At 44.9% G+C, this 14,930-nt stretch carries 14 protein-coding genes; 5 read left to right on the plus strand and 9 right to left on the minus strand.

Features of this window, described 5'->3' with window-relative positions; translation table 11 throughout:
- Positions 1-54: 54 nt before the first annotated feature.
- Both JJ941_RS01685 and JJ941_RS01690 read right to left on the minus strand, forming a co-directional pair.
- Entirely contained in the window at positions 55-2,607 is a 2,553-nt protein-coding gene (locus tag JJ941_RS01685) for an FtsX-like permease family protein (RefSeq protein ID WP_290961560.1), read from the minus strand.
- A 3-nt stretch (positions 2,608-2,610) separates the two neighbouring features.
- Positions 2,611-3,324: an ABC transporter ATP-binding protein gene (locus JJ941_RS01690; protein ID WP_290961563.1), complete on the minus strand. Its 714-nt coding sequence runs from the start codon at positions 3,322-3,324 to the stop codon at positions 2,611-2,613.
- Positions 3,325-3,429: 105 nt separating this feature from the next.
- Here JJ941_RS01690 and JJ941_RS01695 point away from each other — a divergent pair, with 105 nt between their 5' ends.
- Entirely contained in the window at positions 3,430-4,050 is a 621-nt protein-coding gene (locus JJ941_RS01695) for an arylesterase (protein WP_290961566.1), read from the plus strand.
- A 65-nt stretch (positions 4,051-4,115) separates the two neighbouring features.
- Entirely contained in the window at positions 4,116-5,012 is an 897-nt protein-coding gene (locus tag JJ941_RS01700; RefSeq protein WP_290961570.1) for a PIG-L family deacetylase, read from the plus strand.
- A 71-nt stretch (positions 5,013-5,083) separates the two neighbouring features.
- Here the strand turns inward: JJ941_RS01700 and JJ941_RS01705 are convergent, their stop codons facing one another.
- Genes JJ941_RS01705 through JJ941_RS01715 form a run of 3 tightly spaced genes read right to left on the minus strand, consistent with a single transcriptional unit; the run spans position 5,084 to position 7,117 of the window.
- Complete coding sequence (locus tag JJ941_RS01705) at positions 5,084-5,833, minus strand: SIMPL domain-containing protein (RefSeq protein ID WP_290961573.1); 750 nt, start codon at positions 5,831-5,833, stop codon at positions 5,084-5,086.
- The gene (locus JJ941_RS01710) at positions 5,787-6,407 is read right to left on the minus strand and encodes a hypothetical protein (RefSeq protein ID WP_290961576.1); all 621 of its coding nucleotides are present in this window, start codon (positions 6,405-6,407) and stop codon (positions 5,787-5,789) included. The genes JJ941_RS01705 and JJ941_RS01710 overlap by 47 nt, the downstream gene beginning before the upstream one ends.
- Positions 6,404-7,117 (minus strand): SGNH/GDSL hydrolase family protein, encoded by a 714-nt coding sequence (locus JJ941_RS01715; RefSeq protein WP_290961579.1) that lies wholly within the window; start codon positions 7,115-7,117, stop codon positions 6,404-6,406. Before JJ941_RS01715 ends, JJ941_RS01710 begins: the two co-directional genes overlap by 4 nt.
- A 229-nt stretch (positions 7,118-7,346) precedes the next feature.
- Between JJ941_RS01715 and JJ941_RS01720 the strand changes: the two genes are divergently transcribed.
- From JJ941_RS01720 to dnaJ, 3 genes are all read left to right on the plus strand, one after another.
- Positions 7,347-10,280, plus strand: a complete 2,934-nt coding sequence (locus tag JJ941_RS01720) for a TonB-dependent receptor (protein ID WP_290961581.1) — start codon at positions 7,347-7,349, stop codon at positions 10,278-10,280.
- A gap of 193 nt (positions 10,281-10,473) precedes the next feature.
- Positions 10,474-11,055 carry a nucleotide exchange factor GrpE gene (locus tag JJ941_RS01725; protein ID WP_290961584.1) on the plus strand — a complete coding sequence of 194 codons (582 nt, stop codon included), beginning with the start codon at positions 10,474-10,476 and terminating at the stop codon, positions 11,053-11,055.
- Between the two features lie 3 nt (positions 11,056-11,058).
- The gene (dnaJ, locus tag JJ941_RS01730) at positions 11,059-12,246 is read left to right on the plus strand and encodes a molecular chaperone DnaJ (RefSeq protein WP_290961587.1); all 1,188 of its coding nucleotides are present in this window, start codon (positions 11,059-11,061) and stop codon (positions 12,244-12,246) included.
- A 69-nt stretch (positions 12,247-12,315) separates the two neighbouring features.
- On the opposite strand, the gene JJ941_RS01735 is transcribed toward dnaJ, so the two are convergent.
- The 4 genes from JJ941_RS01735 to JJ941_RS01750 all read right to left on the minus strand — a co-directional run bounded on the left by JJ941_RS01735 (position 12,316) and on the right by JJ941_RS01750 (position 14,907).
- The gene (locus tag JJ941_RS01735) at positions 12,316-12,636 is read right to left on the minus strand and encodes a heavy metal-binding domain-containing protein (protein ID WP_255132458.1); all 321 of its coding nucleotides are present in this window, start codon (positions 12,634-12,636) and stop codon (positions 12,316-12,318) included.
- Between the two features lie 159 nt (positions 12,637-12,795).
- Positions 12,796-13,041: an RNA-binding protein gene (locus tag JJ941_RS01740; RefSeq protein ID WP_255132456.1), complete on the minus strand. Its 246-nt coding sequence runs from the start codon at positions 13,039-13,041 to the stop codon at positions 12,796-12,798.
- A 154-nt stretch (positions 13,042-13,195) separates the two neighbouring features.
- The gene (purE, locus tag JJ941_RS01745) at positions 13,196-13,681 is read right to left on the minus strand and encodes a 5-(carboxyamino)imidazole ribonucleotide mutase (RefSeq protein WP_290961591.1); all 486 of its coding nucleotides are present in this window, start codon (positions 13,679-13,681) and stop codon (positions 13,196-13,198) included.
- A 65-nt stretch (positions 13,682-13,746) separates the two neighbouring features.
- Complete coding sequence (locus tag JJ941_RS01750) at positions 13,747-14,907, minus strand: 5-(carboxyamino)imidazole ribonucleotide synthase (RefSeq protein WP_290961594.1); 1,161 nt, start codon at positions 14,905-14,907, stop codon at positions 13,747-13,749.
- Between the last annotated feature and the right edge of the window lie 23 nt (positions 14,908-14,930).

A 14,930-nucleotide genomic window follows, 5' to 3' on the forward strand; every position in this document is an offset into this window, starting at 1 on the left:
ATTAAAAACTTACTTCAAGAATAGTTCAGAATTAGGTTTTCAGCAAACAGGAAATCAGGCTGCCTCAGCCCTCAAAACCTCAAGCGGTGGTTTATTGTGAACGCCCCGGGTATTAAATAGCCCGATGAGGAGTACGAGAGCGGTGAGAATCAGAATCTCAACTCCGATAATGAAGAAGTTCGGAACGAACTCAATATCAAAATAGAAGTACCCGATTAAAGTACTTGCTCCCAGAGAAAGAATAAGCCCGGTGATGGAGGCCATCACACCCAGCAGAACATATTCAATAACCTGAATCTTGATGACCTGTTTTTTAGCTGCTCCTAAGGTTCGGAGCAAAACAGCTTCCCGTATCCGCTGAAAACGACTGGTAGCAGCCGAGCCGGCCAATACAATTAGTCCGGTAATGATGCTAAAGAGCCCGATAAACTGGATCACAAAAGTTACTTTATCGATGAAATTTCGAACGGTTTCTATTACCTGTCCAATATCTATAGCTGAAACGTTTGGATAACTTTGTACAAGTTCCTGCTGCAGTTCCAGGGAAGCCTCCCGGCTGGAGGTGTTAACGGTGGTTGCAAAAAACTGGGGGGCCGATTCCAGCACTCCGGCCGGAAACACCACGAAGAAATTCGGCTGAGGCTGATCCCATTTTACCGTGCGCGTACTGGCTACATAAGTTTGAATGGGAATTCCCTGCACGTTCCAGGTCAAGGTATCACCAATATCGATGGCAAGATTGTCTCTTTGGTCTTCTTCGATGGAAATAGGAAACGGCTCATTCATGTCGGCAGCATTTCCAATCCATTCTCCTTTAACTAATTCTTCGGATGGCAGCAAGGAATCCCTGTAGGTAGATCTGTATTCACGATTCAAGGCCCAGCCACTTGCATCTCGGGTGGTATCCTGGTCCCATTCCGCATTTGTGTATCCATTTATCCCTTGAATACGCATGGTAACGATAGGGACGTTCTGAAGAATTTCGTGCCCGTTGGATTGAATAATTTCATTAACTCCCTCATTCTGATCATACTGAATATCATACAAAGCAAGATTCGGCAGGTCTTGATCCCCGCCAAAGTCGATTTGATCAAGCAGCATATCCTGAGTGAGATATAAAGAGCTGATCATGGTAACGCCCAAACCAAAGGTGAGCAGGAGCGTTGTGGTTTGATTGTTGGGCCGGTACAGATTAGCCAGCCCTTGCCGGAGTTCATAACTGAAACCGGCTCGCAGAAACTTGCGGGAGCCTTTCATAATGAGTTTGGCAAATCCGGTCAGTAACAGCAGGCAGACAGCCAGTCCCAGCGTAAAGAATAAAGCAGGTACAAGCTCACCAAGCATCAGCCAGGCATAAGCGGTGATGAATACGGCCAGTATCAACCCTAAAATAATCTTGGTGGATTTTTGCAGGAGACCGGACAAATTCACATCCACTGTACGCAAGGAGAATAAAGGCGATATTTTCTTAACCGCGAGCAATGGGAAAAGGGCAAAAAGAATAGAAATAATCACACCGGTTCCAACTCCTATTAAAATAGAAATCCAGGAAATGTAGAGTTCGATATCTACCGGAAGAAAATCCTGCACCAATACCGGCAGGTACAACTGAACCACGGACCCAAGTACGGCCCCAAGAACAGAACCGACCAGTCCCATAGCCGTAGCCTGAATTAGATAAATAGCCATCGCCTGATTGGAGGATACCCCTACGCAACGAAGTACAGCTACGGTATTTATTTTTTGCCTGATGTACACGAAAATGGAGCTGGCAACTCCAATACCACCAAGCAATAAGGCAATAAAGCCGATAAGGTTCAGGAAGTTGGAAAGGTAAAGGATGGCTTCCCCAACTTCTTCCTCCCGTTCGTCCACCGTATCGTAACCAAAACGCAGATTTTGTTCATCGCGGAGCTGGTCAAGCCGGTCATCCACATACTCCATGTCAGTTCCTTCAGGGAACTTATGGTAGGAGATGTATTCCAGCCGGCTGCCTCTTTGGAGAAGTCCGGTTTCTTCTACGTTACTTTTAGGGATGAAAATACGCGGCCCGAAAAAAGAGGCCGCCACCGGTTGACCCGGAACATCAATAATGGCCCCTTCAATTTTGTAGGTCACCTGCCCTATTTTTACCGAGTCTCCGGGTTCAATGTCAAACAGCCTCATGATGGGCTCATCAACCAAAGCAGATTGATTTTGCTGGTACACATCGGCTGCAGATGCAGGTTCGGTAACCAAGTCGCCGTAATAGGGGAAATCCCCTTCAAAAGCGGTGATTTGAGAAAGCCGGGTCGTCCCATTTTTTGGGAAAAAAGCCATGGAGTTGAAGCCCAGTCCGGTAGTAACCTCACCACCTAATGAATCAAGTACTTGTTGCAATTCAGGCTGAAAGGGGGCGTTTCGTTCCACCTCAAGATCGGCCCCGAGGAGTTCTTTGGCCTGGTTCTCGATACTGGTGTTCAGGTTATCGCGGAACGAAGTAATGGCAACCTGAGCTGCGACTCCAACAATGATTGCCGCCATAAAAAGGAACAGCTTGGATCGGTTGGAGCGGGAATCCCGCCAGGCCATTTTAAATGTCCACCACATAGAATTTTTATTACTCATGGACTATTTGGCTACGGCTTCAGGTTGTTGTTTAGCAAAACTGTCTTCGTTAACACGTCCGTTTCTCAGCTTGATAATCCGGTCACACTTTTTGGCAAGTTCCAGGTCGTGGGTTACCAAAACCAGGGTAGTGCCTTGTTGTTCGTTCAGATCAAAGATCAGCTTTTCAATATACTGTCCGGTTTCGGTGTCGAGGTTGCCGGTGGGCTCATCAGCGAAGAGTATCTTAGGCTGATTGATGAATGCCCTGGCAATGGCCACACGCTGCTGCTCTCCCCCCGAAAGCTGGGTAGGGTAGTGATGGGTTCGGTCACCGAGTCCAACGCTGGTAAGTAATTCTATGGCACGTTCCCGCACTTCCTGCGTGGCTTCTCCGCGTAACTCCAGAGGAACCATCACATTCTCCACTGCTGTGAGCGTGGGTACCAGCTGAAAAGTCTGGAATACAAAACCCACATGGCGGTTTCGAACCTGTGCACGTTCGTCTTCGTTGAGTGGATTTAACGGAATTCCATTCAGGGAGACACTTCCCGAGGTGGGCCGGTCTAATCCGGCGCATAATCCCAGCAGGGTGGTTTTTCCTGAGCCGGAAGGGCCGACAATAGCGCAAGAGATGCCCTCTTGAATAGAAAAGTTTATGTCGTCAACGACGGTTAATATTTTTGAGCCGCTTTCGAACTTGCGGTATAACTGATGAACTTCGAGTATATTTGACACGTTACTTGTATTTGGTTATACCGAAACAAACAAGGGTATTGCCTTCTAACATTCCGTATAATTTTTTAAAAAAAGTACGAGATATAATCCAAATAGTTATCTGAAATGAGAATATTAATAACAGCTCTTTTTTTATGTACCATTTTTTCAATTTCATTACCTGCACAAAATGCTGACTCAAAGACTATTCTTATTTTTGGAGACAGTATTACAGCCGGACTTGGTGTTCAGCAGGAACAGGCCTTTCCGGCCATTATCCAGGAAAAAATTGATTCACTGGGTCTGAATCATGAAGTCATAAATGGGGGGCTAAGCGGTGAAACTTCAGCCGGAGGAGTACGGCGTATTGATTGGATTCTTCGCCGGGATATTGACATTATGGTGCTTGAACTCGGAGGAAATGACGGGCTTCGGGGAATTGATTTAAGTTCAACCAAAGACAACCTCCAGCAAATCATTGACAAGTACCGGGCAAAGAATCCGAACGGACAAATTATTCTGGCCGGGATGCAGGTGCCGCCCAACCTGGGGCAGGAATACACATCTCAATTTCAGGAGATTTATCCTGAGCTGGCTGAAGAAAACGATCTGCCTTTGATTCCGCTCATCATGAATAAACTGGGGGGTGAAGAAGAGCTGATTCAGGGAGATGGCATTCACCCTACTCCCAAAGGGCATGAAGTAATCGCCGAAACCGTATGGGATGTTTTGAAAGAGTATCTGTAAAACCTGAGAAGTTCATTCTCCTGTTTTATTTTAAGTGTATCCATTTTATCAAAAAAAACCTATTCATGAAAAAGCTACTTATCGCTTTCGCTGCATTTTTGATTGTATCTGTCAATGCCAGTGCACAGGATTCTCTTCTCGATTACGAACCAAAAGTATTGCTGGTAACGGCTCACCCCGATGATGACGCCTTGTTTTCGGCTACCATTTTTAAGACCACCCGGTTACTGAATGGAGCGGTAGATCTGGCCTTGCTGACTAACGGAGAGGGCGGATATACCTATTCAACCCTTGGAAATTATATTTATGACAAGGAGCTGGATAAAGAAGAAGTGGGCCGAAAGTGGCTGCCCGGAATCCGTAAGAAGGAGCTTATGGCCGGTGGCGACATTGTAGGAATTCGAAATTATTTCTTCCTCGATCAGCCGGATTTTGAGTACACCGAGGATGTAAATATCCCATTGGCGAAGTGGAATACAGATTGGGCGCGGGAAAAGCTGGCTTCAATTATGGAAAAGGGATCGTATGATTTTCTGTTCCTGATGCTGCCGTATGAAACTACCCATGGACATCATAAAGCATCGGCGGTGATTGCCCTCCAGGCTTTACAAACACTGCCTGAAGGGGAGCGCCCGATTGCCCTGGAAGCATTTATCCGAAGGGGAGAAGAGGATCCGGGAGTTTCATTCACAGAGCTGGAAGGATATCCTGAAACCAAAGTAATGCCGGGAAAAACATTCGAGTTCAATCGAAATCAGACTTTTGGAGTGAATGACCGAATGAATTATAACATCATCGGAAACTGGGTGATTGCCGAGCATAAATCCCAGGGAACCATGCAGCTGCTCATGCAAAACGATACAGGGGTGATTGAACAATATTGGTACGTGGCCCTGAACGGCGAGGAAGGCCTGGAAAAAACAGCTGAGTATTTTGAAGCGGTTAATATCGTTGAACCGTGAATTCGGCTGAGGACCGACGACCAATGACCAATGACCGGCGATTAACGATTAACGAAAAACCAATAACGAACTCACTCAATAGAAAAGGAGATGTTGATGTTGGCGGTTACGGAAACCGTTTGGCTGAAATCCATCATTGAGGCATCACTTCTCATGGCCTCCATAGACATTACATTCGATTTTGCCGGAAACCCGATTTGATGGTCCGAGTAATTTATGGTTTGAACCGGCCCCAGAGAAAAGCCGGAAGTCTTGGCAATCAGCTGAGCTTTTTGCTTAGCTGACTCTATGGCGCTAACCAATGCCTGCTCTTTTCCTTGAGAGATTTTCGTGGAAGAAAACTGCCCGTTAAAAGAATCAAAGCCATTTTCGATGAGCGCTACCTGAATCTCTTCATACATCCCAAAATCGTTGAAGGTCAGGCTAATGGATTGGTTGGTCCGGGTTACCCTGGAATCGTTGTTGTTGCGATAATTTGAACTCACCCGGCTCATGCGGATAGGCTGATAGTCAATATTTTCTTCGGTGATGTTATTTTGTTTCAACAATTTTGCCAGAAGGGATTCGCGTTCTTTGTGCAGGTTATAAGCTTCTTGTGGAGTTTCAGCTTCGGCATTTATGTTCACGTTGAAAATAATAAGGTCGGCCGGCAGCAGTTCTGAGGCACTCATGTTAATAGTGATCGTGCGCTCATTGGTTTGATTCTGGGCGGAAGTCTTTTCACTAAAACCCAAAAACATCATCGAAACGACAAGGGTGATTTTAGTAAGCTTTCTACCAGCCGATACCATACTCGGCTTTGATTTTTTGAATGTCTGCATATGATTTTCCTCTATCTAATTTAAAAATCCGGCTTCCGGAAATGTCGTATTCCTCTAAAGAATATCCGCCTCTGTACCAACCCTCTAACAACTCCAAATATTGCTCTTTGGTTTTTTTGTTCCCTAATTTTATGGTGAATTCATGGGTCTGATCTTTATTGGATACAGAGAATTGTAAGATAATTTTGGGGGTAAACCAGTTGAGTTTTTGAACTACATAAATTTTGATATCCGAATTTTTAGTTATTTCAATAGGAGAATCAGGGAAAGCTTCTTTTTTCTTTGTTGGATATAGTTCAATTTTCTGTTCTGATACTTCAGCTTTTCCTGCACTCCGTCTGAACAACACTCCCATAAATGCGAATCCATAGCCAATTACCATGCCTGCTGCAAGGAGCATCTGCTGCCATCCAGCTAATTCAAAATCCAGCATATCAACAACGTATATACTGGTAAAACAGCAGACAGCAACAAACATCCAAAGTCGGAATTCGATGGTTTCGGTGAATGTAATTCTGTCCGTCAACGGATCTTTGGAGGCAGAAAGGTGTGTCAGGTTAAATTCGGCTTTCATGGTTCCAGAATGTGAGTTACAGTTGGCAACATCTCCTCAACCCACATGCTGTACATTTTTGCGGATGGATGGAGTTCATCGGAAGCCAGGAGTGAAAGATCCTCTTCAGCCACCTCTGAGATAGGCGTAATATTAATAAAAGGAATATCATATTCGCCACTGATATCTTCAGCAATAGAATTATACTCACTGATTTTTCTGCGGATTGTCTCCGGCTCTTTAGACTGAGCAAATGGCGTAACCCCATAATTGGGGATGGATATGACGAAAACATTCCGGCTGTCTCCACCCGCAAATCCGATAGCCTGTTCCAGCAATTCACGGAATTCTGTTTTATACAACTCTATATCAAGCCACTGATACTGGTTGTTAACTCCGATCAAAAGGGAAACAAGGTCGAAATCAGACGAAGGATTATGCTCAGCAATTCCATTTTTAAGGTCAGAGGTTGTCCAGCCATTGGTGGCGATAATCAGGGTGGTATCCATTTGAAAGCCGAGGGTTGCAAGAGAATCAGCCAACTGGTTGGGGTAGTTATTTTTCTGCTCAATTCCCGTACCGATTGTATATGAATCGCCAAGCGCAAGATAGGAAACAGGCTCGGCTGATTCGCTGGCAGTCTTTTTAACCTTTGTGTCGCAATTGGATAACAGCAGCACAAAAAAGAATACAGGAAAAAATTTAAAACCAGTTTTTACTGAAACATTCATGATGAAAGTGCTTAAAGGGGGTTGTTAAAGTTCTGCTAAGGATACAAGAAGCAAAGCATTCATGCATAAATAAAAAGTAGTGAAAGCGCTTGCATTTATCCCAAAAACAGACTTTTATTTGGTGTTATATAAAAGTTCGGCCGAAATACGAGTTTCCATATATATGGGCTTATTTTACAGACGGTATAAAAAGTTGGCCTCTCTAACCATAATCAAAAGGATCAATACAATGAGCAACATGATTCAGCGAGTATTTACCTTGTGTATGATACTTACCTTTTGCGTGTGTAGCACAATTACGTACGCATCGAACATAGAAGATGAAACAGTAATATCAGGAATAGTCACTGATGTGGATGGTGAGCCATTAGCCGGGGTTAACATCCGGGTTGACGGTAAAGTAATCGGGACTTCTACACGCCCTGACGGCACGTTTAGCTTAACTGTGCAGCAAGACCCTCCAATAACGCTTATTGTATCTATTGTTGGATTTACATCTCAGCGAGTAGAAATAACCGAAGCCGTAGTTGACGACCTTGAGATTGTTCTGCAAGAACAAACCATTTCGGGGGGCGACCTCGTTGTTTCGGCTTCCAGGGTTGAGGAAAGTATCTTAGAAGCACCGGTTACCATCGAGCGTCAGGATGCTATTCAGATCAGAACAGCCGCTTCCGATGATTATTATAAAGCGCTTAGCACGCTCAAAGGTGTTGATATGACAACCAGTAGTATCAATTTTCAGATTGTGAATGCAAGGGGATTCAACTCTACCGGTAACACACGAATGGTTCAGTTAACCGATGGAATGGACACCCAGGCACCGGCGCTAAACTTCCCCATCGGGAATTTGAACGGTCCTTCTCAATTAGATGTAGAAAGCATGGAATTTATCCCGGGTGCTTCTTCTGCACTGTACGGACCAAATGCTTTTAACGGTATTCTGCTGGTGAACAGCAAGGATCCTTTTAACTATCCCGGCTTAAGCGTTATGGTTAAATCGGGTGTGAATCATGTTGACAGCCGTCCAACATTAGGTGAGCCGGATGATGCACAGCCGCTTTTTGAAACGGCGATACGCTATGCTAAATCATTTAATAACAAATTCGCTTTTAAAGTGAATTTCTCTTACTCGAAGGCCGAAGACTGGAGAGGTATTAATTATTCCGACAAAAATTCATCCCTGAATAACGGTTTTGCGAATAACCCGGCCTATGACGGAGTTCATACTTATGGAGATGATGGTACCTTCAATATTGCATTGTTGGGCCTGCCCGGACCTACCCGAACACAAATCGCTCAAAACGTTTCGGCCCAAACTGGCGTACCGGAAAGCGAAGTTGAACAATATTTAGCGGCATTGCCTGCCCAACCTGTTGCCCGAACAGGATATCGTGAAGAATACCTGGTTGACAGTGGAGCTGAAAACCTGAAGCTCGGAACATCTTTACACTACCGATTAAATGATGCTGTTGAAGCCAGCTATACCTTTAATTACGGTTACGGAACTTCGGTTTACAGTGGTGCTCAGCGTTACAGCCTGAAGAACTTCAACATCTCCCAGCACAAGATTCAGGTCGAAGGAGATAACTTCATGGTGAAAGCTTACGGAACTTTTGAAAATTCAGGAGATTCTTACATCGCTGATTTCGTTGGATTTTCTATTAATGATCAGTACCTGAATACCTCACAGTGGTATGGAGCCTATGGCGGTACGTTTGCAGGCGGGCTTATTCAAGCGGCAGCCCAGGCTCAGGGAGGCGACCCTTCGTACAACCAAGCTACGGTTAACGCTATCCTGAGTAATACGGCAGTAGTGAGTCAGTTCCATGCAGCAGCCCGGGCAGCAGCCGATGCCAACCGTTTTGCACCCGGTTCTGATGCTTTTGAAAACGCCAAGAACACGGCCCTTCAAAACGTAGTACCTAATGGTGCTCTTTTCGATGATCAGTCCCGCTTCCTGCATACTGAAGGTCAGTATAACTTCAAGAATGAAATTGATTTCATGGATCTTCAGGCCGGAGTGAGCTTCAGACAGTATCAACTGCGCTCTAATGGAACCATCTTTGATGATGACGGCGGCGTAGAGATTAACGAGTTTGGTGGGTTTGTTCAGGGTTCTAAATCCTTCATGGAGGATCGCATTAAGCTGATCGGTTCTCTGCGTTATGATAAGAATGAGAACTTCGATGGGCAGTTTAACCCACGTATTTCAACGGTGATTAACACCTTTGATAATCAAAACCTGCGGGCTTCTTATCAAACCGGTTTCCGTAACCCGACTACACAGGGGCAATACATCGACTTGAATGTACTTACGGCCCGATTATTAGGTGGTCTGCCTTTCCTTGCTGATAAGTATAACATTACTCAGAGTGCTTTTACTTTGGAAAGTGTTCAGGACTTCACCACGCAAGTATTAGCAGGAAATCCTGCTGCTGCGGGAGAGCTGGTACCTTACAATAACTTTGAGCCCGTAAAGCCAGAGCAAATCCAGACGTTTGAGATTGGATATAAAGGTCTGTTAGGAGATAAATTATTCTTCGACATGGCTTATTACTACAATATCTATAACGACTTTATTGCTCAGTTCCGCGTACGTCAGATCAACCAGGATCAGAACAGTGATGGAGTTATACAGGATAGTGAAATTCTGCCATTGACAGCACAAACGGCGCCACTGCTATTGTCCGGTTCAGCACTTAACACCTTCCAGGTGTATACCAATGTTGACAACGAGGTAGAATCGCAAGGTGCTGTAGTCGGGTTCGACTATAGCCTGCCAAGCAACTTTAAGGTAAGTGCAAACTACAACTGGAATAAACTGATTACCGATCAGAATGAAGGTTTTATCTTCGACTATAACACTCCGGAGCATAAAGTTAATGTTGGTTTAAGCAACAGAAGTCTGACCGAAAGTCTGGGTTTCAACGTGACCTGGAGATGGCAGGATGAGTTCAGATGGGTTTCCTCTTTTGCAGATGGAACCGTTCCTGCGGTATCCACAATCGATGCCCAGGTATCTTATAAGCTGAATAGCCTTAACTCGATTGTTAAAGTTGGAGGAAGCAACATCACCAACAACCGACATATTCTGAACTACGGCGGACCAAGTTTGGGTGCCATCTATTATGTCTCATTGACATTTGACGAGTTCCTGAACTAAACATCTGTACAACAGAACTTTGAAGCCCCCGCTCATGCATATGAGCGGGGGCTTTTTTATGCCATTTACTAAAAGGGATGTCATAATGAAGTAACTTTGTCATTTCATGGGAAGAGATAGATTGATGGCATACTATTTGCTCTGATCATTACAAACAAAGAAAATCCAAAGTATTAATACTGACTACAAGTAGATGAGCAAAGAAAAGATTTCAGAAGAAGATATCTCGACTCAGGAAGAGGTCGCTGAAGAAGTTCAAGATAATGAAACGGCTTCTGAGGCTGGCAATGAAGAACAAGAATCAGCCAGGAACGATAAAGATGCGAGAATTGAAGAGCTGGAGCAGGAACTGGCGAACACTAAAGATGGTCTGCTTCGTAAAGCGGCTGAGTTAGAAAACGTTCGCAAGCGTGTACAGCGCGAACGCGTTCAGCTTTTTGAAGAAGCGAAGGCCGGCGCCCTTGAAGACTTTATGCCCATCAGTGACGACCTGTTACGAACCCTTAAGGCAGCCGAAGAATCAGAAATAGAAGACAGCTTTCTGGAAGGGGTGAAAATGGTTGCCGATAAATTTGAGAAGGTGCTGGAAAAGCACGGCGTTGAACGCATCAACGAGACAGGTGTGCCCTTTGACGTGAACCTACACGATGCCATGATGAAACAACCCGCCCCGAATGAAGAAACCGGAAGTGATGTGGTTCTTCAGGTACTGGACAGTGGCTACAAAATTGGCAATCGCACAATCCGTCATGCTAAAGTTATAGTGAGCGAATAAGACATGTCTACCCAAAGAGATTATTACGAAATATTAGGAGTTGATAAAGGTGCTTCAGAGTCGGAGATAAAAAAGGCCTATCGAAAAATGGCCATGAAGTACCACCCCGACCGTAACAAGGGAGATAAAGAAGCAGAGAAGAAATTCAAAGAGGCGTCTGAGGCGTACGAAGTACTCAAAGATTCTGATAAAAGAGCCCGGTATGATCAGTTTGGTCACCAGGGAGTGAATGGAAATGGTGGCTTTGGCGGCGGAGCCGGAGTGGACTTTGACAATATGGGCTTCGAAGATATTTTCAGCCGTTTTGGGGATATCTTTGGTAGCGGATTTTTTGGAGAAGAAGCTTTCGGGGGTGGAGGCCGCAGAGGTCGCTCCCGAAGCAGGAAAGAACCCGGACAACCCGGTTCTGACATGAAAATCAGAATGCCTTTGACGCTTGAAGAAATTGCTTTTGGAGCCGAGAAGAAGCTCAAAATCAAAAAGCAGATCAAATGTGATGAGTGTAACGGTACCGGTGCAGAAACTAATTCCGACTTTGAAACATGCGGAACCTGTAATGGAATGGGTGAAGTACGGCAGGTAACACGAACCATGCTTGGACAAATGGTGAACGTTCAGGCTTGTCCGAATTGTGCAGGTGAAGGCCGCATCATCAAGAGTAAATGTAAGAAATGTGGTGGTGAAGGCCGTGTGAAAGGGGAAGAAACCATTAAAGTTAATATCCCTTCCGGTGTTTCCAATGGAAATTACATCACGCTGCGCGGACAGGGTAATGCCGGTCGTCGTGGTGGCTCAGCCGGGGCGTTAATTGTGCTTATAGAAGAGAAAGAGCACGAGCATTTTGACCGCGATGGGAACAATATCTATTACAACTTAACCCTGAGCGTGCCTGATGCAATTTTGGGAACCGAAGTACAGGTTCCTACACTGAAGGGTAAAGCCAAGCTTAAAATCGATCCCGGAACACAGCCCGGAAAAATGTTGCGTATGCGCGGGCGTGGGATTAAAGGGTTGAATAATTCAGGCGATGGCGATCAGTATGTACGCCTAAATGTGTACATCCCTGAAGAATTGACGGACAAGCAAAAAGAAGCCGTCAAGTCATTTAAAGACGAAGAGAATTTTGACCCATCTAACCTGGATGGTAGCGAGAAGAATTTCTTCTCTAAAATGAAGGACATGTTTGGTTAAAACCCACAAAATTAAATTACCGTAGAGACGCAAGATTTTGCTTCTCTACGGTTTACCAATTTTGGAAATCTATTCAGCAGAAACGGCTGTTCCGCTTACCGAAACCATGAGCATGCTTCCATTGGCCCCGATGGTTTCATAGTCAATATCAATGCCGATAATTGCGTTGGCACCAACGCTGTTGGCTTTCAATTCCATTTCTTCAAAGGCCAGTTTACGTGCTTGCTGCAGTTCTTTTTCGTAAGCACCGGAACGTCCGCCAACGATGTCTCTGATCCCGGCAAAGAAGTCCTTAAAGATATTGGCTCCCAAAATGGCTTCCCCGGTAACAATACCCAGATATTTTTGTACTTCTTTTCTGTCCAGGTGATTGGTGGTGGTCATAATCATGGTAATAGCTCCCTGAGTTAGTTGAATTTAAATGACTTAGTTATGTACTGATCCGGATCAAAAAAGTTACTTCAAAAACCGGATCCGGAGAAAAAAATTAATAAAAAAACCCCCGCCCATATACATGAGCGGGGGCTGAAAATTTCATAACCCGAAGTATTAGTTGCGGGGTTTGGCTTCATTCACCTTTACAGGGCGACCGTCAATTTCGGCACCGTCAAGTTGTTCGATAGCGGCTTCAGCTTCAGCTTTGTTATCCATCTCAACAAATCCAAAACCTTTTGAACGGCCTGAACCTCTGTCGGTAATAACTTTGGCTGAACTTACTTCACCATAAGCTTCGAAAACTTCTTTGAGTTGGTCGCTGGAAACATCATAACTAAGGTTTCCTATATAAATATTCATAGTATCAAAATGTGGTTAAAAATTATCGGATATAGGAGAAATCAGAGCTAAAATCTGAATGAATTCAAAAGTCTAAGTATCAACGTAAATCCATTCTAAAAGTACGTTATTTTAGGCCTTTCACAAAGGATTCAGGGTAATAAATTTTCGCGGACTACTTCAGGTTCTCCGTCTTCCTAATCGACTCTTCGGCCATTTCTCTATGGTAGGCTTCCAGCTTTTGAGCCAGAGCTTTATCATTCATTCCGAGCATACGGGCGGCAAGGAGTCCGGCATTTTTCGCTTTTCCAATGGCTACCGTAGCTACCGGAATACCGTTTGGCATTTGAACGATAGAGTAGAGACTATCCACACCGCCGAGCGCAGTCGTCTTAACGGGAACACCAATTACCGGTAGTGTAGTATGGCTGGCAAGCATGCCGGGAAGGTGAGCGGCACCACCTGCACCTGCTATAATGACTTTAATTCCCCGACTCCGGGCCTCTTTGCCATAATCAGCCATAACATCGGGTGTACGGTGAGCAGAAACCACGCGTTTTTCATAAGGCACGCCAAAGTGATCAAGGATTTCAGTGGCTTCTTTCATGGTGGGCCAGTCGCTGTCGCTGCCCATTACTACTCCGACGATTGGTGTGCTCATTGCTCAGATTTTTTGATTTGTTTGTTGTTGAGAAATATAGAGTTCAGAATTCATAATTCAGAATTTCAAATCTCTATATTTCGTGTCACATGCATGGCTTTCTTATATGTTTCCTCCAGGTTATCACCCAATAAAGTATAATGTGCCATCTTCCGGCCAACTTTGCTATCTACCTTACCATATACGTGAAGGTGTCCGTTTTCTTCCGCCAAAGCTTCTTTAATATAATCAGTTTCGGCCAGACGTTTATGTGTGCCCAGCAAGTTGATCATGGCAACGGCCGGTTTATTCAATCGGCTTGAACCGAGGGGAAGTCCGAGAACCGCCCGAACATGATTTTCGAATTGGGAGGCCACGGTTCCTTCAATGGTGTAATGACCGGAATTGTGAGGCCGGGGTGCGGATTCATTCAGGATTAGAGAGCCTTCTTCTGTCAGGAAAAACTCGTAGGCGAAGATCCCCTTGCCGTCAATAGCTTCAGTGGCTTTCACGGCCAGTTCCTGGGCCATTTCCCGAACAATATTCTCTACAGGGGCCGGTGATAAAACAGCCACACAGATATGATCTTTCTGAACTGTTTCGCAGCAGGGATAAACAACCGTACCGGTTTCGTTTCGGGCTACCTGAACGGCCAGTTCTTTTGTGAAATCCACAAAGGCTTCGGCTAAAATGTCTTGTCCTTCTTCGCCGCCCAGGTTTGAGAATGCTTCTTGAGCCTCTTCCATGTTGTTTACGGTTTCATTCCCATATCCGTCATATCCCCCTTTGGAAGACTTCAGCATATACGGCCAGCCATGATCTTCCCCAAATTGTTCCAGGTCCGATTCATTTCTGACCAGCTTGTAAGGAGTCACCGGAATTCCCGCAGCTTCGAAGGTTTGCTTTTCAATCAGCTTGTTTTCAATCAAGGCGAAGCTTTCCGGGGAGGGATAGATCGGAGTGCCACTTTTCTCCTGTACTTCTTTCAGGATATCTGAACTGATAAATTCATTTTCCAGAGTAATGACATCACATTCTTTGGCAAATTCCACCATGTCATCAACAGAGTCAAACGAACCGGAGGTGGAATAAGGAGTCATAAACTGAACAGGCTCATTCTCAGTCCGGTCCGAGAAAACGGCAACCTGAATACCAAACCGAAAGGCTTCAAGAGAACTCATCCGGGCCAGCTGACCGGCACCTAAAAATCCAAGTTTAAGATTGGCGGGTATAGAAGTACGGGGCATGGCGGGGTTTTTCTTTTAAAGGT

It is taken from the genome of Gracilimonas sp. (assembly GCF_017641085.1).
Taxonomy (GTDB): Bacteria; Bacteroidota; Rhodothermia; order Balneolales; family Balneolaceae; genus Gracilimonas.

Bases quoted from the DNA above. Each gene is read 5' to 3' on its own strand.
- JJ941_RS01735 (WP_255132458.1), bottom strand. From the start codon at position 12,636: ATGATTATGACCACCACCAATCACCTGGACAGAAAAGAAGTACAAAAA.
- JJ941_RS01750 (WP_290961594.1), bottom strand. From the start codon at position 14,907: ATGCCCCGTACTTCTATACCCGCCAATCTTAAACTTGGATTTTTAGGT.
- JJ941_RS01710 (WP_290961576.1), bottom strand. From the start codon at position 6,407: ATGAAAGCCGAATTTAACCTGACACACCTTTCTGCCTCCAAAGATCCG.
- purE (WP_290961591.1), bottom strand. From the start codon at position 13,681: ATGAGCACACCAATCGTCGGAGTAGTAATGGGCAGCGACAGCGACTGG.
- JJ941_RS01685 (WP_290961560.1), bottom strand. From the start codon at position 2,607: ATGAGTAATAAAAATTCTATGTGGTGGACATTTAAAATGGCCTGGCGG.
- JJ941_RS01715 (WP_290961579.1), bottom strand. From the start codon at position 7,117: ATGAATGTTTCAGTAAAAACTGGTTTTAAATTTTTTCCTGTATTCTTT.
- JJ941_RS01705 (WP_290961573.1), bottom strand. From the start codon at position 5,833: ATGCAGACATTCAAAAAATCAAAGCCGAGTATGGTATCGGCTGGTAGA.
- dnaJ (WP_290961587.1), top strand. From the start codon at position 11,059: ATGTCTACCCAAAGAGATTATTACGAAATATTAGGAGTTGATAAAGGT.
- JJ941_RS01695 (WP_290961566.1), top strand. From the start codon at position 3,430: ATGAGAATATTAATAACAGCTCTTTTTTTATGTACCATTTTTTCAATT.
- JJ941_RS01725 (WP_290961584.1), top strand. From the start codon at position 10,474: ATGAGCAAAGAAAAGATTTCAGAAGAAGATATCTCGACTCAGGAAGAG.
- JJ941_RS01720 (WP_290961581.1), top strand. From the start codon at position 7,347: ATGAGCAACATGATTCAGCGAGTATTTACCTTGTGTATGATACTTACC.
- JJ941_RS01740 (WP_255132456.1), bottom strand. From the start codon at position 13,041: ATGAATATTTATATAGGAAACCTTAGTTATGATGTTTCCAGCGACCAA.
- JJ941_RS01700 (WP_290961570.1), top strand. From the start codon at position 4,116: ATGAAAAAGCTACTTATCGCTTTCGCTGCATTTTTGATTGTATCTGTC.